The organism is Helicobacter pullorum, assembly GCF_900638355.1.
In the GTDB taxonomy this organism is placed as follows: Bacteria; Campylobacterota; Campylobacteria; order Campylobacterales; family Helicobacteraceae; genus Helicobacter_D; species Helicobacter_D pullorum.
On sequence record NZ_LR134509.1, the window covers coordinates 194,397 to 219,314 of the forward strand.

General features: G+C 33.7%; 22 protein-coding genes, 4 tRNA genes and 1 pseudogene. 11 read left to right on the forward strand and 16 right to left on the reverse strand.

The features are described from left to right. Positions 1-20 precede the first annotated feature (20 nt). The 5 genes and pseudogenes from EL247_RS00950 to EL247_RS00970 all read left to right on the forward strand — a co-directional run bounded on the left by EL247_RS00950 (position 21) and on the right by EL247_RS00970 (position 7,616). Positions 21-947: pseudogene (locus tag EL247_RS00950) on the forward strand (cytochrome-c peroxidase). Beyond that, the gene (locus tag EL247_RS00955) at positions 931-2,721 is read left to right on the forward strand and encodes a methyl-accepting chemotaxis protein (RefSeq protein WP_126441918.1); all 1,791 of its coding nucleotides are present in this window, start codon (positions 931-933) and stop codon (positions 2,719-2,721) included. The pseudogene EL247_RS00950 and the gene EL247_RS00955 overlap by 17 nt, the downstream one beginning before the upstream one ends. 131 nt (positions 2,722-2,852) lie before the next feature. Then, positions 2,853-3,428 carry a bacteriohemerythrin gene (locus tag EL247_RS00960; RefSeq protein ID WP_005021972.1) on the forward strand — a complete coding sequence of 192 codons (576 nt, stop codon included), beginning with the start codon at positions 2,853-2,855 and terminating at the stop codon, positions 3,426-3,428. A gap of 15 nt (positions 3,429-3,443) precedes the next feature. Next, positions 3,444-5,363: a transketolase gene (gene tkt / locus EL247_RS00965; RefSeq protein ID WP_104745467.1), complete on the forward strand. Its 1,920-nt coding sequence runs from the start codon at positions 3,444-3,446 to the stop codon at positions 5,361-5,363. Between the two features lie 3 nt (positions 5,364-5,366). After that, on the forward strand, positions 5,367-7,616 hold the full coding sequence (locus EL247_RS00970; RefSeq protein ID WP_104745468.1) for a PD-(D/E)XK nuclease family protein: 2,250 nt from the start codon (positions 5,367-5,369) through the stop codon (positions 7,614-7,616). On the opposite strand, the gene EL247_RS00975 is transcribed toward EL247_RS00970, so the two are convergent. The 3 genes from EL247_RS00975 to EL247_RS00985 all read right to left on the reverse strand — a co-directional run bounded on the left by EL247_RS00975 (position 7,591) and on the right by EL247_RS00985 (position 9,584). Continuing rightward, the gene (locus tag EL247_RS00975; RefSeq protein ID WP_104745469.1) at positions 7,591-8,088 is read right to left on the reverse strand and encodes a DUF4149 domain-containing protein; all 498 of its coding nucleotides are present in this window, start codon (positions 8,086-8,088) and stop codon (positions 7,591-7,593) included. The genes EL247_RS00970 and EL247_RS00975 overlap by 26 nt on opposite strands. 150 nt (positions 8,089-8,238) lie before the next feature. Then, positions 8,239-8,583, reverse strand: coding sequence for a cysteine peptidase family C39 domain-containing protein (locus EL247_RS00980; protein WP_232019769.1), 345 nt, complete (start codon positions 8,581-8,583; stop codon positions 8,239-8,241). After that, a complete protein-coding gene (locus tag EL247_RS00985) occupies positions 8,583-9,584 on the reverse strand; it encodes a hypothetical protein (RefSeq protein ID WP_104745470.1) in 1,002 nt (333 codons plus the stop codon). Before EL247_RS00985 ends, EL247_RS00980 begins: the two co-directional genes overlap by 1 nt. A 285-nt stretch (positions 9,585-9,869) precedes the next feature. Here EL247_RS00985 and EL247_RS00990 point away from each other — a divergent pair, with 285 nt between their 5' ends. Further along, positions 9,870-10,289 (forward strand): hypothetical protein, encoded by a 420-nt coding sequence (locus tag EL247_RS00990; protein WP_104745471.1) that lies wholly within the window; start codon positions 9,870-9,872, stop codon positions 10,287-10,289. A 104-nt stretch (positions 10,290-10,393) separates the two neighbouring features. On the opposite strand, the gene EL247_RS08510 is transcribed toward EL247_RS00990, so the two are convergent. The 7 genes from EL247_RS08510 to EL247_RS01020 form a co-directional block, all read right to left on the reverse strand. Next, entirely contained in the window at positions 10,394-10,552 is a 159-nt protein-coding gene (locus tag EL247_RS08510; protein WP_158653930.1) for a hypothetical protein, read from the reverse strand. Beyond that, on the reverse strand, positions 10,552-10,764 hold the full coding sequence (locus EL247_RS00995) for a hypothetical protein (RefSeq protein WP_060661493.1): 213 nt from the start codon (positions 10,762-10,764) through the stop codon (positions 10,552-10,554). Before EL247_RS00995 ends, EL247_RS08510 begins: the two co-directional genes overlap by 1 nt. A gap of 124 nt (positions 10,765-10,888) precedes the next feature. Next, a tRNA-Asp gene (locus tag EL247_RS01000) sits at positions 10,889-10,965 on the reverse strand. Between the two features lie 5 nt (positions 10,966-10,970). After that, positions 10,971-11,046, reverse strand: a tRNA-Val gene (locus EL247_RS01005). Between the two features lie 30 nt (positions 11,047-11,076). Continuing rightward, positions 11,077-11,151: transfer RNA gene (locus EL247_RS01010), tRNA-Glu, on the reverse strand. A gap of 12 nt (positions 11,152-11,163) precedes the next feature. Next, positions 11,164-11,239, reverse strand: a tRNA-Lys gene (locus EL247_RS01015). A gap of 43 nt (positions 11,240-11,282) precedes the next feature. Continuing rightward, complete coding sequence (locus EL247_RS01020; RefSeq protein ID WP_104745472.1) at positions 11,283-12,338, reverse strand: CinA family protein; 1,056 nt, start codon at positions 12,336-12,338, stop codon at positions 11,283-11,285. Positions 12,339-12,420: 82 nt separating this feature from the next. Here EL247_RS01020 and ppk2 point away from each other — a divergent pair, with 82 nt between their 5' ends. The 5 genes from ppk2 (at position 12,421) to EL247_RS01045 (ending at position 19,494) form a co-directional block, all read left to right on the forward strand. Continuing rightward, positions 12,421-13,290, forward strand: coding sequence for a polyphosphate kinase 2 (gene ppk2 / locus EL247_RS01025; RefSeq protein WP_005021988.1), 870 nt, complete (start codon positions 12,421-12,423; stop codon positions 13,288-13,290). 72 nt (positions 13,291-13,362) lie between these two features. Next, positions 13,363-14,745 (forward strand): cation:dicarboxylate symporter family transporter, encoded by a 1,383-nt coding sequence (locus tag EL247_RS01030; protein WP_104745473.1) that lies wholly within the window; start codon positions 13,363-13,365, stop codon positions 14,743-14,745. 186 nt (positions 14,746-14,931) lie between these two features. Then, positions 14,932-17,040, forward strand: a complete 2,109-nt coding sequence (locus EL247_RS01035; protein WP_145961916.1) for a methyl-accepting chemotaxis protein — start codon at positions 14,932-14,934, stop codon at positions 17,038-17,040. Positions 17,041-17,170: 130 nt separating this feature from the next. Next, a complete protein-coding gene (locus EL247_RS01040) occupies positions 17,171-18,097 on the forward strand; it encodes an OmpA family protein (RefSeq protein ID WP_005021991.1) in 927 nt (308 codons plus the stop codon). Between the two features lie 2 nt (positions 18,098-18,099). Then, the gene (locus EL247_RS01045; RefSeq protein WP_054195393.1) at positions 18,100-19,494 is read left to right on the forward strand and encodes a chemotaxis protein CheX; all 1,395 of its coding nucleotides are present in this window, start codon (positions 18,100-18,102) and stop codon (positions 19,492-19,494) included. Here the strand turns inward: EL247_RS01045 and ruvX are convergent. From ruvX to minD, 6 genes are read right to left on the reverse strand one after another with little or no spacing between them, the layout of a single operon-like run. Further along, positions 19,471-19,878, reverse strand: a complete 408-nt coding sequence (gene ruvX, locus EL247_RS01050; RefSeq protein ID WP_104745475.1) for a Holliday junction resolvase RuvX — start codon at positions 19,876-19,878, stop codon at positions 19,471-19,473. The genes EL247_RS01045 and ruvX overlap by 24 nt on opposite strands. Further along, positions 19,878-20,639 carry a DNA-processing protein DprA gene (locus EL247_RS01055; RefSeq protein WP_104745476.1) on the reverse strand — a complete coding sequence of 254 codons (762 nt, stop codon included), beginning with the start codon at positions 20,637-20,639 and terminating at the stop codon, positions 19,878-19,880. Before EL247_RS01055 ends, ruvX begins: the two co-directional genes overlap by 1 nt. After that, complete coding sequence (locus tag EL247_RS01060) at positions 20,626-22,770, reverse strand: WD40 repeat domain-containing protein (protein ID WP_060661502.1); 2,145 nt, start codon at positions 22,768-22,770, stop codon at positions 20,626-20,628. Before EL247_RS01060 ends, EL247_RS01055 begins: the two co-directional genes overlap by 14 nt. Positions 22,771-22,822: 52 nt before the next feature. Continuing rightward, a complete protein-coding gene (locus tag EL247_RS01065; protein ID WP_060663018.1) occupies positions 22,823-23,839 on the reverse strand; it encodes a divergent polysaccharide deacetylase family protein in 1,017 nt (338 codons plus the stop codon). Between the two features lie 6 nt (positions 23,840-23,845). Then, positions 23,846-24,082 (reverse strand): cell division topological specificity factor MinE, encoded by a 237-nt coding sequence (minE, locus tag EL247_RS01070; protein ID WP_005022002.1) that lies wholly within the window; start codon positions 24,080-24,082, stop codon positions 23,846-23,848. Next, positions 24,079-24,879, reverse strand: a complete 801-nt coding sequence (gene minD, locus EL247_RS01075) for a septum site-determining protein MinD (RefSeq protein WP_005022003.1) — start codon at positions 24,877-24,879, stop codon at positions 24,079-24,081. Before minD ends, minE begins: the two co-directional genes overlap by 4 nt. Positions 24,880-24,918 lie beyond the last annotated feature (39 nt).

Here is a 24,918-nt window from a genome sequence, read left to right on the forward strand (position 1 = left end):
TTATAAATAAGGAAACTATAATGAGAATCATTTTGATGCTTTTGTGTCTATTGATAAATATGAAAGCCGCAGATTTTGTTGAAATTGGTATAGAGCCTATTCCAGATTCTTTACCTTTTGATGAGCAAAAAGCTAGACTTGGCAAAATGCTATATATGGATACTAATCTCTCAAAAGATAAAACTATTTCTTGCAATTCCTGTCATCATCTTACCGGCTATGGTGTGGATAATGAACGCTTTTCATTTGGCGTTGGAGGTGCTACAAATGGTGCGACTAATTCCCCAACTAGTTTCAATGCAGTTTTTAATTTTGTGCAATTTTGGGATGGTAGAGCCAAAGATTTGCAGGAGTAAGCAGGCGGTCCTTTGTTGAATCCAGTAGAACATGGTATGACAGAAGATGAAGTTATCGAGGCTGTGAAAGGTAATTTGGAATATGTAGAATCCTTTAAAGAAATTTATGGGGAGATTACTTTTGAGAATATTACAGATGCGATTGCGGAGTTTGAAAAAACATTAATTACGCCAAATTCACCTTTTGATAGATGGTTAAAGGGAGATGAAAATGCTATATCTCCAGCTGCAAAGAGAGGTTTTCAAGCATTTCGTTCAAATGGTTGCATCGCATGCCATCAAGGTCAAAACATCGGCGGTAATATGTATCAAAAAATAGGTATCTTTGAGCCTTATGCTGCGACTGGAAATCCCGGTAGATATGGAGTAACAAAAGAAGAAGAAGATAAGTTAGTCTTTAAAGTCCCATCTTTGCGAAATATTGCTAAAACTGCCCCTTATTTTCATGATGGTAGCGTAGAGACTTTAGAAGTTGCAGTTCAATTAATGGCATTTTATCAATTAGGAAAATTCCTCAATAATGATACAGTGCAAGATATTACAGCATTTTTAGAGAGTCTTACAGGAGAATACAATGACAAGCTCCAATAAAAAAACTTTTTCATTCCTTTATCAATTTATTAGTTTATCGGCTTTTGTCCTTATTTTTATGTTGCTTTTGCTTTTTATTATTTTTAATACTCATGCTAATGTTGAGAAAAACACGCAAATTACCGATGCTTTAAAGAGATTAGAATATTTGGATTTAAGAATTGACAATGTATTTAAGAATTATTTTGATTTTATGAATTATGATGAAAGCGTGAGAGATTCTAGGGAGTTTGCGCAAGAATTGCAATTTCTAACAAATCAAGGTTTGGACACATCAAAAATTGCAGAAATTTTTAAAGCAAAGCAAAATCAATTAGATAAATTCAAGCGTGCTAATTCTATCGCTTTTAATTCCAAAACTTTTCTTTATGTGCTCCATCAAGAAATCGCACAACTTGCAGAGAATAATTCAAGTTATACCTCTATTGTTAAGCTTACTAATTCTATATTAGCCAAATTAGCCACAGATAATATCCTTGAGAGTGAGAATCTTAAGGAGCTTAATGCCGCTATTGCAAAGTTAGAAGCCTTTTCATCTTTGAATGATCAAAATGTTATGCTTTTTATTAAGCATTATAAAATGATGTTGGCTCAAGCTGCTTTGATGCAAAAGAATTCTGAAATATACAAAGATCAAACACTTCAAAAAGAATTGATTTTGGCTAATAAAGTAGTTCAAGCCCAAATTGCAAAAGAAAGTCAAGATAGACTTTATATTGCTTATGGTGTGTTTGGTGCTACATTGCTTGTGCTTTTATTCTTCATTTTCTTGACGCTCAAAAAAGTGATTATCCCTATTTCGCTTTTAGAGAAATTAACTAAAAATTTAGCTTCTAAAGAGGCAAATTTGAAATCGCGTCTAGTGATTGATGCAAAGAGTGAATTATCCAAAAGTGCAAATTATATTAATTCCTTCATTGCAGTGGTTGAAAATTCTATTTTAGAAGCAACTGAAAATGCAAAAGCAAGTCTAAATAACTCACAGCAATTAAAAGAAAATGCAACGATTCTACAAAAAAATTCCGATATACAAGATGAGCAAATTTCTACTTTGAGAAAAATTGGTTTAGCATTAGATGAGCATATTTCAGCTAATGGGGTTTTAGCACAAAATACCATTGAAGATATGAATAAAATGCAAAAGGTTATGCTAAAAGCAGAAGAAACGCTTAAGGAATTAGCAAAACTTATTGAACAGGGGAATGAACAAGAAAATATTATTATGGATAATATGGGCAATCTCTCTAGCAGTGCAGATAATATTACTAGCATTACAGAGAGTATCAAAGATATTGCTGATCAAACTAATCTTCTTTCACTTAATGCAGCTATTGAAGCAGCAAGAGCAGGGGAGCATGGTAGAGGATTTGCTGTGGTTGCAGATGAGGTAAGAAAACTTGCAGAAAAAACCACAAAATCTCTTGCTGAAATCAATGCTACTGTTTCACTCATTGCACAACAAATTCGCGATAATATTGAGGGAATGAAAATAGTGCATGATTCAATGAGCGAAACTAATGAAGTTGCAAATGAGTTGCAAAATGAAGTGGTTGATACAATGGAGAGATTGAGAATTGGCATTAAATCTACTCAAAATATGGCAGAAAAAAATATTGAAGCCAAGGAAAAAATGGCACTTTTAGATGAAAAACTAAATGTCGTGAGTGATATTTCTAACCATATTAAAGTGCTTTCTAATGAAGTGAATGCAATTTCAGTGAGTGTCCTTGAAGGCTCTAGCAAACTCTCTGATAAGTTGAGTAGTTTTCAATAATCTTTAGGGAAGTTTTCTCCCCCATTCCATAAAATTTTTACAAACATTTTTAAAATTTTTATGGTTTAAGAAATTTTATAGTAAAATCACTCTAAAGATTAAAATGTCAAAGTTAGGGGGGAGGATAGCAGATGCTGCCATCTTGGAGCAAAGAGTTGAGCGTCCATAATGAAGCAATTGATGAGCAACATAAAAAATTATTTGAAATTGCTGGAAGAGCTTACGCACTAACTAACAAAAAAGCCACAAAAGAAGAAATTATCACTATTCTTAGGGAATTATTAAACTATACGCAAGAGCATTTTAAAGATGAAGAAGCCTATATGGAATCTATCTATTATCCGCGTTTGATTCAGCACAAAGAGAGGCATCGTGAGATTATTAGAGATATGACAAGTGCTGTTATGCAGATTCGCAATGTCGATGATTTGAAAGAGCAATTAGCTGTTATTGCCAAAAAATGGCTTTTGGAGCATATTATAAGAGAGGATATGCAAATTGAGAAATTTCGCAGAAGCACTTGTCAAATTACCCCACAAGAAACCAAAGTCAAAAATATTGTAGAAGAATCCAAAGTTCAATATACTTGTAATTGTCAAGGTAAGGTGCATTTGGTGCCTTTGGAATTGCACAATAAAATACAAAAAGAAAATGTTATTTTTAATTGCAAAACCTGCAAAGGAAGAATCAAACTACTAGAACAATAAAGGATAAGAGAAAATATGTTGGACAAAAACGAAATCAATGAATATCAATTAATGGCGGATTCTTTAAGATTTTTGTGTGCAGATATGGTGCAAGCTGCAAATAGCGGACACCCCGGTGCGCCAATGGGATTAGCAGATATTGCGGTTGTTTTGGGCTACCATTTGAAGATAAATCCTAAGAATCCAAATTGGATTAATCGCGATAGATTAGTCTTTAGCGGAGGGCATGCAAGTGCATTAGTGTATAGTTTGTTGCATTTGTGGGGATTTGATGTTAGCTTAGAAGATTTAAAGTCCTTTAGGCAGTTTGGCTCCAAAACGCCGGGACACCCCGAGTATAAGCATACTCCCGGAATTGAAATTACCACAGGTCCTTTGGGGCAAGGAATTGCTAATGCTGTTGGCTTTGCAATGGCAGGAAAGCTTGCACAAAATATGCTTGGTGATTTAATCACTCACAAAGTTTATTGTTTGTGCGGGGATGGGGATTTAGAAGAGGGAATTTCTTATGAATCTTGTTCGCTTGCTGGACATCATAAATTAGATAATTTGGTTGTGATTTATGATTCTAATAATATTACTATTGAGGGAGAATGTGAGGTTGCCTTGAGTGAAAATATGCAATTGCGTTTTGAATCTCAAGGTTGGGAGGTGTTGCAAATTGATGGGCATAATTTTATGCAAATTGATGCTGCACTAACTCAAGCTAAAACCTCTAAAAAACCTGTGCTTATTATTGCAAAAACAACGATTGCTAAAGGTTCATTGCATTTAAGCGGTTCGCACAAATCCCATGGTTCTCCGCTTGGTGAAACAGAAATCGCAGAATCTAAAAAGGCTTTGGGCTTTAATCCTGATGAAAAGTTTTTTATTCCAGAATCTGCAAAGATTCGGTTTAAAAATACTCAAGAATTAGGAGAGTTGGCTAATAAAGAGTGGGAAAAAACTTTAGAAAAGAGTGACAAAAAAGATATTTTGAGAGAAATGCTAAATCCCAATTTTTCTAAGATTGAATACCCTATTTTTGATGAAACCAAAAGCATTGCAACGCGTTCTAGCAATGGAGAGATTTTGAATGCTATTGCAAAAGCGTTGTATGGGTTTATCGGCGGGAGTGCGGATTTAGCACCTTCTAACAATACAGAGTTAAAAGGTATGGGAGATTTTCCAAAAGGTAGAAATTTTCATTTTGGAATTAGAGAGCATGCAATGGGGGCAATTTCAAATGGTCTTGCAAATTATGGGCTATTTTTGCCATTTTGTGCAACTTTCTTTGTTTTTAGTGACTATCTCTCTCCAAGTGTCCGTGTAGCTTCATTGATGAAAAACAAAGTTTTTTATATTTGGACGCACGATAGTATCGGAGTTGGTGAAGATGGGGCGACACATCAACCAATAGAGCAATTGAGCCATTTTAGAGCAATGCCTAACTTAAATGTTTTTCGTCCAAGCGATGCTAATGAAAATGTAGCCTGTTGGCAAACTGCTTTTGAAATAGAAGGTCCTTGTGCGTTTGTGCTTAGTCGTCAGAATCTTCCTGTTTTATCGCCCATTGCCAAAGAGCAGGTTAAAAAAGGTGCTTATATCAAAAAGCCTTCCAAAAAAGAAGCACAAGTTACACTTCTAGCAACCGGCAGTGAAGTGGCATTAGCCCTAAAAAGTGCAGAGAAGCTAGAAGAAAATGGCATTGATGTTCAAGTGGTTAGTGTGCCTTGTTATGATTTGTTTATCCAGCAAGATAAGAATTATAAAGATTCATTGCTTCAAGGTTTGGTAGTTGCTATTGAGGCAAGTAGGGGATTAGAGTGGTATGCTTTAGCTGATATTGTTGTAGGTATGCAAAATTTTGGTGCAAGTGGCAAAGGAGAAATGCTTTTTGAGCATTTTGGATTTAATGTAGCAAATATTGTTAAAATTGTTGAAGAAAATCTTTAAAGAGTGGAAAAACTTTATTTATTTTCAAATACAAGAGCAATCAAAGATTTTTTTGAGAGGAATTATAATGCCTCTTTTTTGCCAAATGCACAAAGTATTGGCGAATTTTTTGATAGCATTTTGAGGGTTGAAGCAAAAAGTAAAATCCCTCCATTTTTGCGTTATGTCTATCTTTATCAAGCCATTAAAGAAGTCAATCCTCAAAAATTTGGCGAATTTGCAAAAAACTTCTCGCAATTTTTGGTTAATTCTGATTTTTTCTTTAAATTTTATGATGAATTGTGTGCGGAATGTGTGCAGATAGAATCTCTTGAGCGACTAGATATTTACGCATTTTATGATGATCATTTGCAAGTATTAAAAAATATTTTTAAAACCTATCAAGATAAAATTGCACAAAATGGCTTTTTTGACAAATATTTTTTGGAAAATTATCAAATTACTTTTGAGCTTTTGTCGCAGTTTGATGAGATTGAAGTGCATTTAGAAGGTTTTTTGAGCCGTTTTGAAATGTATGTTTTCAAAGAAATTTCCATGCAAAAGCCCATTGTTTTTAAAATTAGCATTAATGCTTTTAATCAAGAATATTATCAAAGAATCTTTGGGATAGAATTAGAAAATGGAGATTTTATACTACATTTAAAAAGGGGTGATATCAAAAAAGATTCTTTTGAACCCACAAAAGCAATCAAATATGGCAAAATCAATTTATTAGAGTTTAGCGATAGAGTTTCAGAGGCGGGAGGGATTTTTAGTCAGATTGATTTGTGGTTGGAGCGGGGAATCCAGCCAGAGGAAATTTGCATTGTTTTGCCTAGTGAGGAGTTTAAAAACTATTTGGAGCTTTTTGATAGTGCGAGAAATTTTAATTTTGCTATGGGTAAAAAACTTCAAGAAACAGCATTATTTGTGAAGATTGAGGAGCATATAGAACAATTTAAGGACTTTGGAGAGTTTCAAAATTTCATCATAGAATCACAGGAAATAACAAGGGAGGATAAAGAAGCTAAAAAGATTATTTTGCAGAATTTAGAGCATTTTTCTTATTCATTGAAGTATTTAGAATTTTTGCCAATAAAGGACAAAATTTATACATTTTTTATGATGTTAAAAAAGCTAAGTATAGATGATATTGGCGGTGGAAGAATCAGTGTAATGGGCATTTTGGAAACAAGAGGGATTGAGTTTTCTTATATTATCGTCCCAGAATTTAATGAAAATAATGTGCCAAAAGTGAATCAAAAAGATATTTTTCTTAATTCATTGATACGAGAAAAAGTTGGACTGCCCACCAAAAAAGATAGAGAGAATCTCCAAAAATATTATTATTCACGCCTTTTTGAGCATTCTTTGGAAGTGGGTGTAATGTTTTTGAATAATGACGAAGATAAGCCCTCTCGCTTTTTGCTAGATGATAAAATTTTTAGTGAAGCTAGATTCTATAAAGCTTCAAAAAAATATGGGGATTATTTTTTGAGTGGGAAAGCTTTGCAGTATAAAGAGAGGGAAATTGTAGCACCTTTGGAGCTTGGAATTATGAGTGCTTCAAAGCTAGAATGCTTATTGACTTGTGCGAGAAAATATTATTATCGCTATGTTTTGGGATATAAAGAAGAAAATTCAAATATGGGTGCTAATGTAGGTATGAAGCTCCATAAGGTATTGCAAGAGGCTTATAGTAGTTATCAAACTCATCATAATTTTGCACAATTACAAGAGGAAGTTTATAGGGGATTGCAAGATTATGAGACTAAAAGAGAGTTTTTTGAATTGGAGCTTGCCAAAAGATATTTGCAAAAATTTTTTAAAACTGAGCAAGAGCATTTACAAGGAGGGTGGATTCCTGTGGAGTTTGAAAGGAAGTTTGCATTTGGTGTATGTGGAATCCCTTTTGAAGGCAGGATTGATAGGATTGACAAAAAGGGGCAAGATTTTTTTGTTTTGGATTATAAATATAAAAGAAATCTAAAAATAGGCGGCAAGAGAAGTATCGAAAATTCCAAAGATTTTCAACTTGTGCTTTATGCTATGGCAATCCAAGAAATCCATAGCAATGCAGAGGTAAAAGCTGGATTTTATGATATTTATGAAGCCAAAATCAAAGAAGAAAAGGCATTGATAGAAAAAAAAGAGAAGTTAGAAGAAAGACTAGAGTATTACAAAGGAATGCAAAAAGAATTTTCCTTTGAGCTTTGCAAGGAAAGAAGCCCTTGCAGTTTTTGTGAGTTTATTTACCTTTGTAAGCGTTATTGATGAGTTTGTAAGAGCGGATACAAAAGAGTAAAAATAAAGTAATAAGCAAAGTTTTGAAAACTAAGACGGATTGTTTGTGCATAGCATCAAATTTTAGAGTTTGTATGGATTCTTCTCCCATTTGTTGAGCTTGGAGGATATAAGGCGTATAATAAAGAGTAAATAACAAAATTAAAATCACACTAATAAAGCCAAGCAAAGGGGCTATTTTTTGGCGAGTGGCTTTGAAAATGATAACTTCATAGATGATGATAAAAACTGCTAGAATATTAAGCAATATGTTGAGTTTTATGAAAATCTGCGTCATTAACACGCCAGATTGAAAGAGTGTAATTTCTAAGCCTTCAACGAAGCTAGCAGCACGAAAAATTACAGGAGCACTAAAAGCACTAGCAATAATAGCTCCCAAGGCTAAACCAATAAGCAATAAATAAACCATAAAAGCAAAAGAATAAAAGTGAGGATTACGCATATTTGTCCTTGAAGTTTTTGAGATTTGAAATTATACCAAAAATTTAAAATAATAACAAAACTCACAATTATCTAAAACAATTTAGAAACAATGATTAAATGGAAATTTGAGGCAAAATAAATGACGCAAAAAGGCATTGTATTTGTAAATCTAGGGGCTTACAAGCAAAGGATAAGAAGTTTGTTCTAATATTTCTCTTTGGAGTTGAAAGCCTTTAGTTGTATAACCTAGAGTATTTGCCACTTCTTGCAATTCTTTGAAGCTTAACATATCGGTTTTTTGATTTAAAAAAGCAAGTATATCTTGTTCGCTATATTGTTTAAATTCAAAGAGATTAAGTAAAGTAGCTAAAGCAGAAGCCCCACAAGATTCCTCATATTGCTGCCTTATAACATTTTGATTGTGGAGTTCTTGTAGAGATTTAACACTAAAAGCAAAAGCAAAGTTTGTTATAAAAACAAGCAAAAAAATGCGCAATAAAAGCATTTTTTGCATTATGCTTTTGCTTCCATTGTAGGAAATTCTTTTATCTCCAATACTTTTTGTAAAAACCAATCAATGAAATTTTCTTTTACTTTTTTGCTTGTTTCTTGAAAGGTAGAATCTTGCAAAATAGAGGGACTTTCTAGCCAAGAGTTTGGAAGTCCTGCTAAGTATTTACCATATTCACCAAGTTGGCTATTTTCGGATTTGGCATAAGCCTCCCCATAATTTACCAAAGAGAACAACATAATAACACCCTCTAAAGCAATTTTTTCTTCTCCATTTTCCATAAAAGTATAATCCTCTACAAGAGCAATATCGCCCCTTAAACTATCTATAAAACCTTCATTGTCTTTAAAAATATTCAATAATTCCTCTTTTGTATAGTTATCTTTGATGTCTATAAATTTTTCCAATGAATCAAAAGCGTTTTTTAATCCACCTCCTAAATCTACACTATCAAAGTAGTTTGAAAAGTATTCATTTCCATTGCTGTGATGTTCGTAAAATGGGAGCGTAAGGTAGTTTTTGATAGCTTGTAGGGAATTACTATGAAATTTCAAATCCTCTGGCAATCCTGATTCTTTTAAAAACTCATTTCCCATAAAACCATAGTTATCAAGGGGGTATTTTTCAAAAGTTTTGTTGGAATTTGTTGCTGAATTTGCTTTTGCATTTTTAAAATCCTCTTGATTAAAAGCTGTATCTTTAGAATTTTTGTTAATTGCACCAATAGTGCAATAATTCAAAGAATCTAAAAAATTTTCTAATATGGAGGATTGAAAATCGTCGTGGTTATCGTTGATTATGTTATCTAAATCCTGCTTAGAGACTTCTTGAAAGGCTTTGCTAGAATTATATTCAATATTTTGAGTATCTTGCCTTGTGGATTGCGTAAATGGGGTATTTGCGTTTTGATTAGAAGTTTTGTCTATGAGGCTTGAGATTTCTTTAGAATAGTTGCAATGAACATTTAAATAATTAGAATAAGAAGAATTAGATATGCTAGTCATTTGCCTACCTTTTCTAAAAAATTATAAAAAAATTTAAGAAAAAGTAAGCAAAAGGTGTTCCATTATCTAATGATTAATGCTAAATTTCATTATTTTTTGATAGTTTTTAGATTTATCAAAGTAACTAAAAATATTAATAAAGCATATTCAAGATTTTATCCACTCATCACTTGCAAAATAATTTTTATTTTTAAATTTGGTTATTGTTTTGATTGACTGATTTTATCTTTTGGATTTTTATGATGCTATTAGAAAATAATATTTTCTTTTGGGTTTAATTCTTTTGTGAAATTTCAAGGGCATTTGTATGACATTTGTGTGGGATTATTAGAGTTTGCTTCACTAGGAAATATCAAGGGCAATATAATTCCTGAATTTTTTGCCAAACTTGCAACCAATGGAATCCCTCAACAACTCTTCCAACAAGCCCTCAATTATAACCTTGCTATGAATCGTCCTTATACAAGGAGAGAGGGTGCAAAAGGGGCAATGGATAGGGGAGTAGAATTATTTAATTTTGCTATGCCTGTGCCTTTGGGTAAAGTGGCAAATGCTTTGGTTAATTCAATAGAGCAAGATAAAAATAGAAGAAGTAAAATTTATAATGAAAGAAGCAGTTTAGAATCATTACTTAGCACATTGCTTGTTAATACAAAATCCTATAATATCAATGAGTTAAGGAAAAAAATAAAGCAGGAGGACTAATAGGCTTCTTGCCTATGGGCTATTTTGATAATCTCAATAATTTTCAATAATGCTGATGATTCTATAATCCCCTAATCTCCAACGATAGTGATTAGGCAAACCTTTTAGAGCTTTGGCATTGGGAAGAATGGCTGGTTTTGTGAGCTATCTAGATGAGAAAAGATAAAATAAATGATTTTTTCTGCTACTTTTGGATTTGATTTTTCAAGTTTTTTGATTTCCTTTTCAATGCTCTTTTTGAATTTCACATCAAAAATCGTCACTAGAGCCTTTTTATATCTGCTTTGATTTCTTCTGCTAATTCTTTTTTATAATCCTCGCTAAAACTTTGGTATTTTTTGTAAGCGTAAGATTCTTGATAAGGTATAAAATCCTCTTGTAATTTTTCTATTTTATAAGGTTTTGATAGCTTTTTGTTAATGGATTCTAAGATGTCAATTAAGTTATTATCTGCATTTGTGATTATGATTACCATAAAAAATCTTTGTAGATAAATCAGTTTTATATCACATTTTAAAGAAAAAGCAAGGTAGTTTTGGTTTTTATGTGTAATTTATAGAATATAATGGAAATAAAATAAAAGGATAGAAAAGCGTAAATGGCGGAGCGGACGGGGCTCGAACCCGCGACCCCCTGCGTGACAGGCAGGTATTCTAACCAGCTGAACTACCGCTCCAAGTATGGTGGTCGCTACAAGACTCGAACTTGTGACATCCACCTTGTAAGGGTGGCGCTCTACCAACTGAGCTAAGCGACCATCATAAAGTCAAAATTTAGAAAATAAAAGTGGTGACTCCTAGGGGACTCGAACCCCTGTAGCCACCGTGAAAGGGTGGTATCCTAACCGCTAGATGAAGGAGCCACTTTTATTTAGTGGTGACCCGCGTTGGATTCGAACCAACGGCCCATTCCTTAAAAGGGAATTGCTCTACCAACTGAGCTAGCGGGTCAAATAAAAAGGAAACGAAATTATAGCTATAATTTCGTATAAAGTCAATAGTTTTTGAAAAATAGTTTCAAGAATAGCAAATAAGCATAAAGACAAGATTGCTCTTGAATATAATTCCTATCCCCTTGAAATAAAACTCTTTGGATAATTTCATCGCCATTTTTATTCATCGCACCAATAAAAATTGTCCCCACAGGTTTATTAGGGCTTCCGCCATTTGGACCAGCAATTCCACTTGTGGCAATTGCAAAATCCGCACCGCTTGCTTTAAGTGCTCCCTTTAGCATTTCATAAACCACAATTTCACTGACAGCACCAAATTGCTCTAAATGATTTTGAGAAACTTCAAGCCAAGCATTTTTGATTGCATTAGAATAGCTAATAATGCCAGCATCAAAAACTTCACTAGCTCCAGATTCTTTGGTGAGATAATATGCAGCTAATCCTCCCGTGCAACTTTCTGCGGTAGTAATTTTTTGTTTGTTTTGGGCTAAAATTTTTATAATACTTTGGGCAAGATTTTGGCTTGGAAAAATCTTATTTTGCAAAGTTTGTTGCATTTCTTGTAGGAAATTTTTTAAGCTTTCTTGAGAATTGCCTATGGCTTTTAAGATTCCAATTTCATTAGATTCAAATGCGATTTGCAGTGCCACATTGTGAATCTTTGCAAGCGGCTTTAGTAGCATATAAGCACTTTTGCACTCTATCCCTAAAGGATATAAAAAAGTAGTATTTTTAGGCGTTTGCAATAAAGATTCCAAAGAGTGTTGGGAGGAATTTGGGGGGAGGGTTTGCAGTGTGATGAGGCAATGAAGAATCTTAAAATAATAGATATTTTTTTCTTGTATGGCTTTAGAATCGAGTTTTTGTTGGATATGGCTTGAGATTTCTTGCAAGGAATCTTTGGGGGATAGAATTAAAATGTTGTTTGAATTTTGTATCAAGTAATTAAGATTCTTAGAAAGATATTCCAAAGAATCATCAGTGTTTATAAAATGAATTTGGTGAATTTCTCCCAAAAGATCTTCTGCGTATCTTGTGGCAAAGTCCCTTAATGGCTTAAAAGAGCAGTTTTTTTCTATGCAAAATAATGTATTCAAAATCTTTCTCCTTAAATCTGGAATTTTATTCTTTTATGGTAGAATATTTTGGCTATTTTATAGCTTAGTTTGGAGGTAAATTATGAGTAAGGCTTTAGTTATACGCCCAGAAGATGAAAGACCCGGTGAAGTTTATAACCAAAAGGGAAAAATAAATAAAAAGTTTTATGAAGAGGAAATTACAAAACTGCAAATTGAATTAATCAAATTGCAAAATTGGGTGAAAAAGTATCAAAAAAAAATTATTGTGATTTTAGAAGGGAGAGATGCTGCCGGGAAGGGCGGAACAATTAAAGCCTTAAGAGAGCATCTAAATCCTCGTGGAGCAAGAGTGGTGGCATTGCAAAAGCCAAGTGATGTGGAAAAAACTCAATGGTATTTTCAACGCTATATTGATGAGTTGCCAAATGGCGGGGAAATCGTATTTTTTGATAGGAGTTGGTATAATCGCGCTGGAGTGGAGCGAGTAATGAATTTTTGCACTAATGAACAATACAAAGAGTTTATTATTCAGGTTTCTCATTTGGAGCAAATGTTGATTGAGAGCGGATATATCTTGTTTAAGTTTTTTTTAGATGTGGGGCAAGAAGAGCAAAGAAAGCGTATAGAAGCACGCAAAGATGAGCCTCTAAAGAGGTGGAAACTTAGCCCTATTGATGAATTGTCATTGAATCTATGGGATGAATACACAGAGGCATTTGAAAAAATGTTTTCTCGCACACATACTCCATTTGCACCATGGTTGATTGTGGATTCAAATGATAAAAGACGCGCTAGAATCAATCTTGCTAGAATCTTGCTTGCTAAAATTGATTATGAAGATAAAGATGCTGAAAATGTATGTTTGCTAGCAGATCCGGGTATCGTTTCTTATTATTCTAGTGTCCGAATGTTTTGTGGTGAAGAAGGGGATATAAAGAAAGACAAAAAGAAAAAGAAAGATAAGAAGTAGTTTATTGTTTTTGGTGTATAATCCCGCCTTTTAAATTTGCAGTGTGCAAAAATACATAATAAAAGGTTTCTTATGCAAAATTTCTTACAACATTTTTTTAATATTTCTTCTTTTTATACGCTTATAATTCTTTTTTGTTTGGCAGGGATTTTTTACTTTTTATCTAGGATTAAACGGCAAAATTGGCAGTTAATTGGTGCTTTAGTTTTTGGGGTGGTTTTTGCTTGTTTTATTTTGACATTGGCAGGATTTCCAACTCAAGGGTTGGGCTACTTTAAGGATTCTACTAAGTTGCATTGGCTCTATGAGGTGCATATTTGGCTTAGTTTTATTAATTCACTTTTTATTTCTTTTTTGCGTTTAATGGTTATTCCGCTTATTTTTGTAGGGTTGGTTTATGCGATTTGTAATTTAGATAAAACGACTAAGCTTAAATGGACGGCGATTTTTTCTTTTGCAAGCTTAATGATTACTACGGCTATGGCGGCAATAATAGGATTGTTGTTGGGGGTGGCGTTTGATTTGGGCGTTGGAGTAGAAGCTGGAGTTACAGAAAAAAGCATTAGAGGGGTGGAGAGTTTCAATAGTATGATTTTGGGGTTTGTGCCAAATAATATTATTGGGGCTGCAAATAGCAATAATATCCTAGGTGTGGTGATTTTTGCGATATTTTTTGGATTTTGTGCTTATCTTGTGGGTAGGCAAGAAAATTTCGAGCAAAATTTTAATATTTTTAAAAAATGGCTTACTTTTATTTATTTGGTGATTTCCAAAATGATTGGAGTGCTAATTAAGATTATGCCTTATACTATTGTAACGATGATTGTAGATACTCTTTTGGTTAATGGAATAGATTCTATAATCGAGGCTGGTTTATTTGTAATCTTAATTTACATAAGCTGGGTATTGGTTTTTGTGATGCATTCTGCGATACTTGGATTTTTGAGGCTGAATCCTATTGTGTATTTCAAAAAGGCTTTTAAGGCTTTATTGATGGCTTTTGTTTCGCGTAGTTCTGCAGGCACTTTGCCTCTAACTATTGATTGTTTGGAGAAGCTTGGTGTGAGTAGAGGGGGAGCAACTTTTGTCGGGAGTATTTCTACTACAATGGGAATGAATGGTTGTGCTGGATATTATGCTGCATTGGTGTGTGTTTTTATGTTGAATGCACTTGGAATTCCTCTTGGTTTTAGTGAGGGAGTGATTATTGTTTTGCTGTGCGTGATTACTTCTTTTGGGATTGCTGGAATCCCCGGAATTACAATTATGATTCTTTCTATTTTGTTAAGTGGATTGGGATTGGAATCTCATTTTTCGCTTTTGGCGATTATCTTGGCTATTGATCCTATTTTGGATATGGCAAGGACTTCAAGCAATGTTTCTGGAGGAATGATTGCAAGTATTGTGACAGAAAAAAAGCTTGGGAATCTTGAAATCCAAAAATATTATTCTTGAGGTTTTATTTGCAGGAAATTATCCTGCATTTGAATTGAATTTTTGACTTCATTTGCTTAAAAAATGTTTAATATAAGCTTTATTTTTCATTATTAAACTATTTCTATTAATTATATTATGTTTAAGAAAATGTAAGATATAATCCGAGCTTTGAAATTTTAGCGCAGTAGCTTGGGAGATAAATTAATGAATTTTTTAAAAAATATGAATATCGGGACTAAGCTTGTAGTATCTATCAGTATTATTATGCTTATTGGTCTTAGTATATTGTCGATAGTTGTAGTTAAGAGCGTTGGTGATAGTATGCGTAAAGATGCCGAAACAATGATTTTGGAATCTTCTAAGGGGTATTCTGGTTTTGTTGAAGGCGTTATGAATGAAATGATAGCTCTTAATAGGACTTCTGCAAATGTATTAGGAGAGATTTTTGCTCAAACTTCCAAATACAATATCACACCAAAAGCTTTGGAAGATGTAGTAACTAATGTTTTGGATTCTGGTTCTTATGCAGATTTTGCATTTTTGTATTTAAAGAATCCTTTGGGTTTTGATGGTGGAAATTCTTTTTATCGTTTGGATAATGGGGATTATATGGTTGCTTATGAAGATAAGCAACCTTCCTCTGCTGGGGGGATTGCGAATGTAGCTATCAATAGTAATATTGAACTCGTTTCTATTAAAGAAGCATTGAATTCCCAAAAAAGCAGTGAAACAAAAGTGCTATTTGGCAAGCCGCATCGCTTTTCTTTTGGTGGCAAAGAGTTTGTAGGTATTGATATGGCAATGCCTATTTTTGATGCTAATAATCAAGTTGTTGGGGCTGTGGGTTTTATTTTTAGCTTTGATGATATTGCAAATTCACTTTTGGATTCTAATAATAAGCTTTTTGAAGGAAGTATTGTTGCGATGTTTGATCAAGATGGGACGATTATTCTCCATGGCAATCAAAGTTTGTTGTTTAAAAAACTTCAAGATGCCAATAAAAGACCAGAAGCTAAATTGATTGTTGATGCGATTATAGCAGGGCAAACGGGCGTTTATGATTATATTGCCACAGATGGTGCTCCAAGTTATGCAAGTCTTGTATCTTTCTCATCAGTGGATAATTATGTAAGCTGGAGAGTTTTGGTTACGGCTCCAAAATCTTCTGTTCTTGCACCTCTTTATCGTTTGGAATATTTAATTTTTGCAGCTTCAGCGACTTTTTTGATTTTGGTAATGGCTTTTGTGTATTTTTATATTCGTAAAAATGTTGCTAATAGATTGCCAATTATCCTTGATGCGCTTGATAAGCTCTTTAAATTTATTAACCATGAAAGCAAAGATGTCCAAACTATCAAGATTCGTGCAAATGATGAATTAGGGGCAATGGGAAGAATTATTAATGCCAACATTGAAAGGACTCGTTCTTCTTTGCAAATTGATGAAGAAGCGATTCAAGCAGCAGTAGATACCGCAAAAGAAATTGAAGCAGGTAATTTAACTGCAAGGATTTCTAAAGATCCTGTAAATCCGCAGCTTATGGAATTAAAAGAAGTTTTAAATACAATGCTTAGTGTTTTGCAACGCAAAATAGGAAGTGATACTAATGAAATTGCTAGGGTTTTTGATTCTTATGTGAAGTTGGATTTTACAACAGAAGTGAAAAACGCAAATGGAAGAGTAGAAGTTGTTACTAATACTTTGGGAGAAGAGATTAAGAAAATGCTGCATGCAAGTGCTAATTTTGCTAGAGAATTAACAGCGCGTTCAACAGAGCTTAGGGAATCTATGCAAAAGCTTACCGATGGTTCTCAAGCGCAAGCTTCTTCATTGGAGCAATCAGCAGCAGCAGTAGAAGAAATTAGCTCTTCTATGCAAAATGTAAGTGAAAAAACTATGGATGCTACAAGACAAGCAGAGGATATTAAAGAGATTGTGGGAGTGATTAAAGATATTGCAGACCAAACTAATCTCTTAGCATTGAATGCAGCTATTGAAGCAGCAAGAGCAGGGGAGCATGGTAGAGGATTTGCTGTTGTGGCTGATGAGGTGCGAAAACTTGCAGAGCGAACAACAAAATCTCTAGGAGAGATTGAAGCAAATGTGAATGTTTTGGTGCAAAGCGTTAATGAAATGAGCGAATCTATCAAAGAACAAACAGAAGGAATTAGTCAAATTAATGAAGCAATTGCACAACTTGAAACTGCAACACAAGATAATGTTGGAGTGGCAAATGCAACAAATGAAATCACTAAAAGCGTTAATGATATTGCAGAAAATATCTTAAATGATGTGAATCAAAAGAAATTTTAAAGTTTTTATTTAGATAATATTTTTTAAAATTTGGGTAAAAAATAGTTAATTTTAGATACAATAATAGATAGCATAGATTCCTTTTTAGGAAAAGGAGGATATGTTATCACTCTAAGAGAAAAGGAAAAAAATGAAAAAGTTTCTCCCCTTGTCATTAATGTTGTGTAGTTCGCTTTTTGCGGCAAATAATCTTTTTGAGGTTACTCCACAAATTGGTGGAAGCTGGCATGTGGATAATCAAAGAATGGCGGATGATATTGATTTGTCCTATGGTTTGAAATTTGGCGCAAGAGTTGCTCCAGAAGTATTGGTAGAATTGGGTTATGATTGGATTACGCATGCAGAACAAAGTATTCCTGATAATAAAACTTCTTTTAATCGCTATTATATGAATGTTGTAAAAGAGTTTGAAGTATGGAATAGTGTATCGCCTTATATTCTTGGTGGTGTGGGTTATGAAGATGTTTCTAACAATAATCAAAGCTTAGATAGTGCTCCATTTGGTCAATATGGTTTAGGATTGCGTTGGGAGGCTTTCAAGTACTTGCATCTTAAAACAGAACTTAGACATTTAGTAAGTTTTGATGGAAGAAGTGATGTGATTGCAATGTTGGGCTTTAGTATTCCATTTGGAACTTTTGCACAAGAAGAGGTTGTTGTAGAAGAAGTAGTGGAAGAAGTGGTTGTAGAAGAAGTTCCAGCTCCAACTCTATCGCATATTCATACTTTTAGTGTGCAATTCCCTTCTGATTCATCATCTGTAAATCCTGAATATTATCCAGAAATTCAAGATTTTGCAGAATATATGAAGCAAAACCCAGATAAAACTGCTACTATAAGTGGTCATACAGATAGCACAGGAAGTGAAGCTTACAATCAAAAGCTTTCAGAAAGAAGAGCAATTTCTGTAAAAGAAGAAATTGTCAAACAAGGAATCTCTCCAGATAGATTAGATACAAAAGGGTATGGAGAAGAGAAGCCTATTGCAACTAATAAAACTAAAGAGGGACGACAAGCAAATAGAAGAGTAGAAGCAGAAGTCTATAACGCAAATTAATAATGCGTCCAGTCATTAAATACGATATTGCTATTTATTCCCCTTCTATCCATTTAGAGATGAAAGAAGCAAAGGAAATTTGCGAAATTTTCATCTCTAATAGTGGAACTATCCGAAGCCTATCTATCCGTGCTATTTATTTTTCATTTGAAAATATTTCTTATTTTGAAGAAGGTGCGGTAATTCTCGTCGCAAAAGCTTTATTGGCAATCCAAGATCGAGTCTCTATACCGGTTGCTTTCATCGGTTATAGTGATTTGCAATTCCCTAAACTTAAAGCCTTGTTTCCAAATCGAAGTGTGCCGCTTTTTAAAACAGAAGCTATGGCAAATTTGCTACTTTCATTAAAAATGCCTTCAATCTCTCAAAAAATTATTTATTATGATAATGATGGTATGGTGCAAACTCTTATTTCTCGAGAGTTAGAAAATAGAGGTTATGAGGTTATTTGTGTGAATAATATGCAAAGTCTTCTTGCAAAAGGGAAGCAGCTTTTAGACAAAGCCTTTTATCTTTATAATATTTATTTTGATGTAACAGGGAATTTCATTCCTACCACGATTCATAGCGGTATTGTAACTTATACATTGTATAAAAAAGCCGATAAAAATATTTCTCTTTATTTTAATTTGCAAGCACATAATTCGAGATTAAGAGAGGGTTATAAGGTTTTTATTTTTGATGTTACGCAAACCCAAGATTTTAGTTTGGTGGCTTTAGAATTTATTATGTCATTAGCGCTAAATAATATACGCTATGAAGCTTGTATTGCTATTTGTGGCTTGAAGATTAAGATTAATCCAGATAAGATTGATTTGTGCAAACGCAGTGGAATCTATTTTTTTGGAAGTGTAGCAGAGTGCAAAAATGATTCATTGATTAGGGAATATGCAAATAAATATCAGCTTGCAGAGCAAAAGCGTAAGGGGCTAACCAAGCATTTAGTGGCACAACTTCCCGTATTTATCAATGCTGCCATAGAGACACTCTCTTCGCTTACAGGTGGAGAGGCAAAACGCACGGATTATAAGGTTACCACCTATAATAAGACGGGGCAAAATGATATTATGGGTGCAATGATTAATTTTGAAGGCGATGTGAGCGGAGTTGTCGCACTTTGCTTTAGTAAGATGATTGTTAAAGAAGCCTCTATGATGTTGCTTGGAGAAGAATCTCAAAGTGATGAGGAGCTTTTGGATGTTATTTCAGAATTTACTAATATCATTGCAGGACGCGCAAAAGCGGTTTTGTCAGAACATAATTTGTCAATAGGGATTTCGCTGCCAAAAGCTTGTAGAAGCGAAGATGAGATTGTAGCTATGCTTGTTGGAAAGCAGGGCGTGCAAGTAAATTTACTTCTAAATAATAAGCCTTTAATTTTGTTTTTGGCTCATTAAGTATCTTTCTAAAATAATAAGAGCCGCAAGGCTATCTAAACTCCCATCTTTTTTCTTATTTTTCTTGCTTCCTTGCATTTTTTGAAGTGCTTCAAAAGAGCTAAAAGATTCATCAATAAAGCAAATTTCTATCCCTTTTGGAATCTCAAGTAGGTTGATGAAATGTTTGATTCTGCGTTCCATTTCTAAAGATGAATCGCCATCTTGTGGAATGCCAATGACTAAAATTTGTGGATTTTTCATTTGGATAAGATTGCTTATATCTCTTGCTGCTTGATTGCGATTCTTGCGTAAAATAGGGGGTAAAGGTATCGGGATATTTTGCAAGAATTGTGCGATTCCAATCCGCTTTAATCCGATGTCTAAAGCAATGATATTTTGCATTATATTACCTCGATTCTTCCATTGTTTCTTTGTATTTTGCCCTCAAGTTCATAATGAAATAAAATCTCGCCAAAACGAGCAAAAGCCTCTTCAAAGAAAGGATTGCTTTTGCAGAACTCTAAAACTTCATCTTTATTATTATTGTAAGATACTTCAAAAAGTTGATTTAAAAATTCATCAATATCCCAAATGATTTCTGCCTTTTTTTCTTTGGCTAGAGTTTGTGTGCCTTTGCTTTGTCCTAATTGATGGGGCGGTACATAGATTTTTTTGCTAAGACTTAAAGCGTATTTTGCACTTTCCATTGAACCGCTTTTGAGATCTGCTTGAGGAATTATTATGTATTCTGCAAGGCTAATGATGATTTTATTGCGTTCTAAGAAAGAGTAGTTTTTTGGAATGTAGGTTGGGGGAAATTGACTTAGAATAAGTGCATTTTTGTAGATTTCTTGAATGATTTTTTGATTAGTTTTGGGGTAGATAATATCTAATGAGCTTGGTGAAACCATAATGGTGTTAGGTAGAGCTGCATTGTGAGCTAAAATATCTATGCCTAATGCACCACCGCTGATGATGGCTGCATATGGGGAGATTTTTTTGGCTATTTCTTTGGTAAAACTTTGTGCATAGGGGTTGGGGTTTCTTGAGCCGATAATGGCAATTTTGCGTTTCTTTAACAGCTCTATATCCCCGCAATAATAAAGTGTTTTAAGGTTTTTTAGGTGTTGTAATTCAGGTGGAAGTTGGTTAAGCGTTTGCAAAATCAGAATCTTTTTGCACGATATAAATTACAATATTATCCACAAAAGGATGATAGCGATAGCCATCGCTTTCGCCTTCTCCTTCAAATTCATCAAGAATCTCTTTGGAATGATGATTTTGTAAAAGTTTGATGATTTCTGCACTTTTGCCGAATCTTTCGTAATAGCGTTTGATAGTGATTACCCAATTTACTTCAATTTCATTGAGTGCATTGCTAATTTGTTTGAGGTAGGCGATTTTAATAAGGGAAGCAATTTTGTCAATCCAATAACTAATTTCCATATATTCTCCAAAAATCACCATAGTGTGTTTGGCATTTCCAGCATAGGCATAGGGTTTTGCTTCCTCATAGCGTCTTAGAAAATCTTTGGTAAAGTCTTTAAATTGTGGCATAGAACGCAAACTTTCAATATCATCAACCATAGAATATATTTTTTTAACCTCTTTTTTTTCTATGGCATTGAGTAAATTTTCTTTTTGCTGCATAAGGACAATTTTTTCGTTAGCAGAGCGTTTGAGATTTGGGAAAACAAGCAATGTTTCAGCAATTTTTTTTGCTTCTTGGTATTGGAAGTTTTTTTCTAATTCAATAAGATTTGTGAGCATTTTTTCGCCTAATAGTAAAACTTTTTTGTATAAATCAGTTTCTCTTAGGAATGAAAATTGAAAAGTTAGCGAGAAGTATTCTTTGAAATTTTGTTGCTTAATGAGATTGTCTGCTTTAGCAAATACATCAGAATTTCTTAGTAGTTGGATGATTAATTCTTTTTTGGGGGTGTTTTCAAAGGGTGCTAAGTATTGTTCAGCTAGTCTTTGGTTGATTTTTGCATTTTCAATGAGAAGTTTTTTGGCATTGAAAAAAGCTCTATTCCAAATATTTTCAAGCTTTTCATAGGCTTGAGTTTTTGTGAGAAATTTCATTGTTTTAGTCATTTCATAAGCTTTGGAATAGTCCTTTTTCTCGATGAGTTGCAAAAAAGTCTTTGCCCCTTCTTTTTGTGAGAGATAAAAATCAAACTCATTTTTTTTGGGTTGGGAAACAATAAAGGGTGCTGTTATTTCAATAGCCTTTTCAATCTCATCTTTATTGAGTAAATCAATGGCTTGATTTAGAATATCTGGCCACACTTCATCAAAAACTTTGGTGAGTGGGTGGATACTCAAAAAAACATTTTTGTTAATGGCTTCCCTAGCATTTTTGTAATTTTTGGTAGCTAGAGCATCTTTTAGTTCTTCTTTGCCTTCATTGTAATCAATGATGAGTAATGTCCCATCAATACAGCCAATATATAAAAATCCATGTGAAAAAGCCAAAGAAGCGATTCCGGCATGTTCATTTTTGATTTCCATAACCTTACTATTGTCTTTTAATGAAATGACATAGAGTGTGTCAGAGCGTGTCCCAATGAGAGCATAATTTTCTTCATCATCTAGTGCAATGCTTGTGGGCCAAAATGCAAAAAAATACTCTTGAGAGATGATTTTTCCTTCTTTGAGGCTAAAGATGATGCTAGAATTATTTCGCAAAACAAGCAAAAGTTTTTCATCATTTTCAAAAAAACAAGAATCCTCTACAACATCATTAGTTACGAAATTAAAGGCAATTTTGTGGCGTAAAACATCAAAAATCATAGTAAATTTATCAAATCCGCTAATTGCTATAAATTCATTATTTTGAGAAAATTTAATGGTAGAAATGTAATCTGAACGGGCTAAAAGGGAAGCAGTTGGCAAAAAACTTTTGCCTTCATACAAAAATACACGCCCATCTTGTCCCCCTGTTGCGAAGTAATTGCCATTTTTGGAAAAAGCACAAGATTCCATTTCCCCATCATGATCATTAAGTGTGGAGATGATTTTGAGTTTTGAATGCTCTAATTTTAAAATAAGAGACTTTTTTTCTCCGACAATAGGAATGCAAAAATATGAATCATTAGAAATTCCAAAAGCATGTGAATAGCGATGAGGTGGCTCTAAATCTCTAGTAACTTGTAGGCTTGTTTGGATTTCTAGTTTTTTGTTGATTTGTGTAATATAAAAGGTATTATCCACACAAAAAGTAGAATCTTCACAAGGTGTAATGGCTAAGATACTGCCTTGTAATTGATGGGTTGCTTTTGGAGTTGTCATTTTTGGGTAACCACTTTTTAATTTTTATTTTAACATATTTTGCAATAAAAGCTTATGGAATTACTAACTCATTTATATAGACAAGTTCTACCCCGCTATTTTGTAGATAATTTGTAGCATTTTTAAGGGCTAAGATAGTTTGTTGGTGAGGGTGTCCTATGGCGATAGCATAACCTTTGGTTTGAGCAATTTTAACAGCTTGAATAAGGTTTTGAGTAATTTTTGTTATATCAAGTTCGTTATCCAAAAATATATCGCGTTCTAAGAAAGGTTGATTTTGGCATTGATTTAGGGGGGTAGTTGGATTTTGTTGGTAATAATTGCGAGTTTTGGTGTGAGGTGTAGTTCTTGAATCAACAAAGCTAATATTATTTTCATTTAGGATTTCAAGCAAGAAATACATTGCTTGTGGGGTTTGAGTAAATTTGCTACCTGTGTGGTTGTTAAGATAGGTTAAGTTTGGAAAATCTTTTTTGAGGTTTTGGATTGTTTCTTGTATGGTTTGTTTGGAATCTGTGCTGAGAAGGTATTTGTGTTCTTTTTGACTAAAATTGAGTGCTTCTAGGGGGAGATGAACCATATAAAAATCAGCTTTTTTGGCAATTTCTGGCGTATTTTGAGAGGCTATGCTTCTAGGGAAAAGTGAGGGGGTGATTTTATAAGGAATTTCTTGAATTTTTTGGTATTGATAGAAGTTGCTTATATCATCAATAATAATGGCGAGCTGTGGTTTTGGTTTTTGGCATTGTGGTTTTGGCTTGGAGGGGATTTGTGTGGGCTTTGTTGGCTTGGATTCTTGTGAAATAGGGGGAGGCGTGATTTGTGGAATGGTGGATTGTGAAGTTTGATTATTCTCTTGTTGGAGGGTTTTTAGGTTTTCTTCTAAGAGTTTAATGTTTTTTTGAAGAAGCGCGACATTGACTTTGGAAGTGTTGGTGTCTATGGGGATTGATTCTTTGTAGTTTAGGCTTTGTTGGGGTTTAGAATCGGATTTGGGGATAAAATTAAAGGTAAGCAGCAATAATAAAAGTGCTATGATTCCTATGGTAATAGGGTTAATTTTATCCATTTAAAGTTATTTTTCTAATAGAATTTCAACTTCGAGTGTATTGAAATTTTGATTAGAATCAGTTTTAATATCGATTTTTTGGGCTTTGGTGTATTTTTTGATAACCTCCAAAATCTCTTGTTTCATTGCGTCCATATAAGGCACATTGATAGTTCTTTCGTGTGCCAACATAAGTGTTAAGCGATTTTTTGCTTCTTGTGCAGAATTTTTTTTGCTTCCAAAAATTTTTTCAATTAAACTCATGAAAATAACCTTCCAAAGAAGCCTTTTTTGGGTTTTAATTCCAAATAAGGAACTTCTTCTCCTAAGATTCGCTTTGCAATATTTTTGTATGCTTGACTTGAAAGAGAGTTGCCATAAATGACAGGCTCGCCCATATTAGTGGAAGAGACGATTTTTTCATCTTCTGGAATAATACCAATAAGCGGCAGTGAAAGAATCTTTAGAACATCATCTACGCTCAACATCTCGCCTTTTTCTACCATTTCTGGCTTTAGACGATTGATGATGATATGCTTTTTGACTTCCTCTCCATTTTGTGCTTTTTGGCTTTTTGCATCAATAATGCCAATTACTCTATCAGCATCTCTTACGCTTGAAACTTCCGGAGTAGAGACGATGAGTGCTTCATCAGCAAGAAAAATAGAATGCTCAAACCCGCCTTCAATTCCTGCTGGAGAATCAAGCAAAATATAATCAAATTCATTTTTTAATTTTTCAATGAGATTAGCAACTTTTTCTTTATCAAGAATATTTTTATCTTTGCTTTGGGAGGCTGGTAGAAAATAAAGATTCTTAGCTTTTTTGTCATTAATGAGTGCTTGAGAAAGATTGCATTCACCTTCCATCACATTGACAATATCATAAACAATGCGGTTTTCTAAGCCTAATATCATATCAAGATTTCTAAGCCCAATATCAAAATCTACGGCTACTACCTTTTTGCCTGAATTTGCCAACCCTACGGCTAAATTTGCTGTTGTGGTAGATTTTCCTACACCACCTTTTCCTGAAGTAATTGTAATAACTATTCCACTCAAAATAGCACCTTTAAGCATAAAATAAGTCGCCTATTTTAT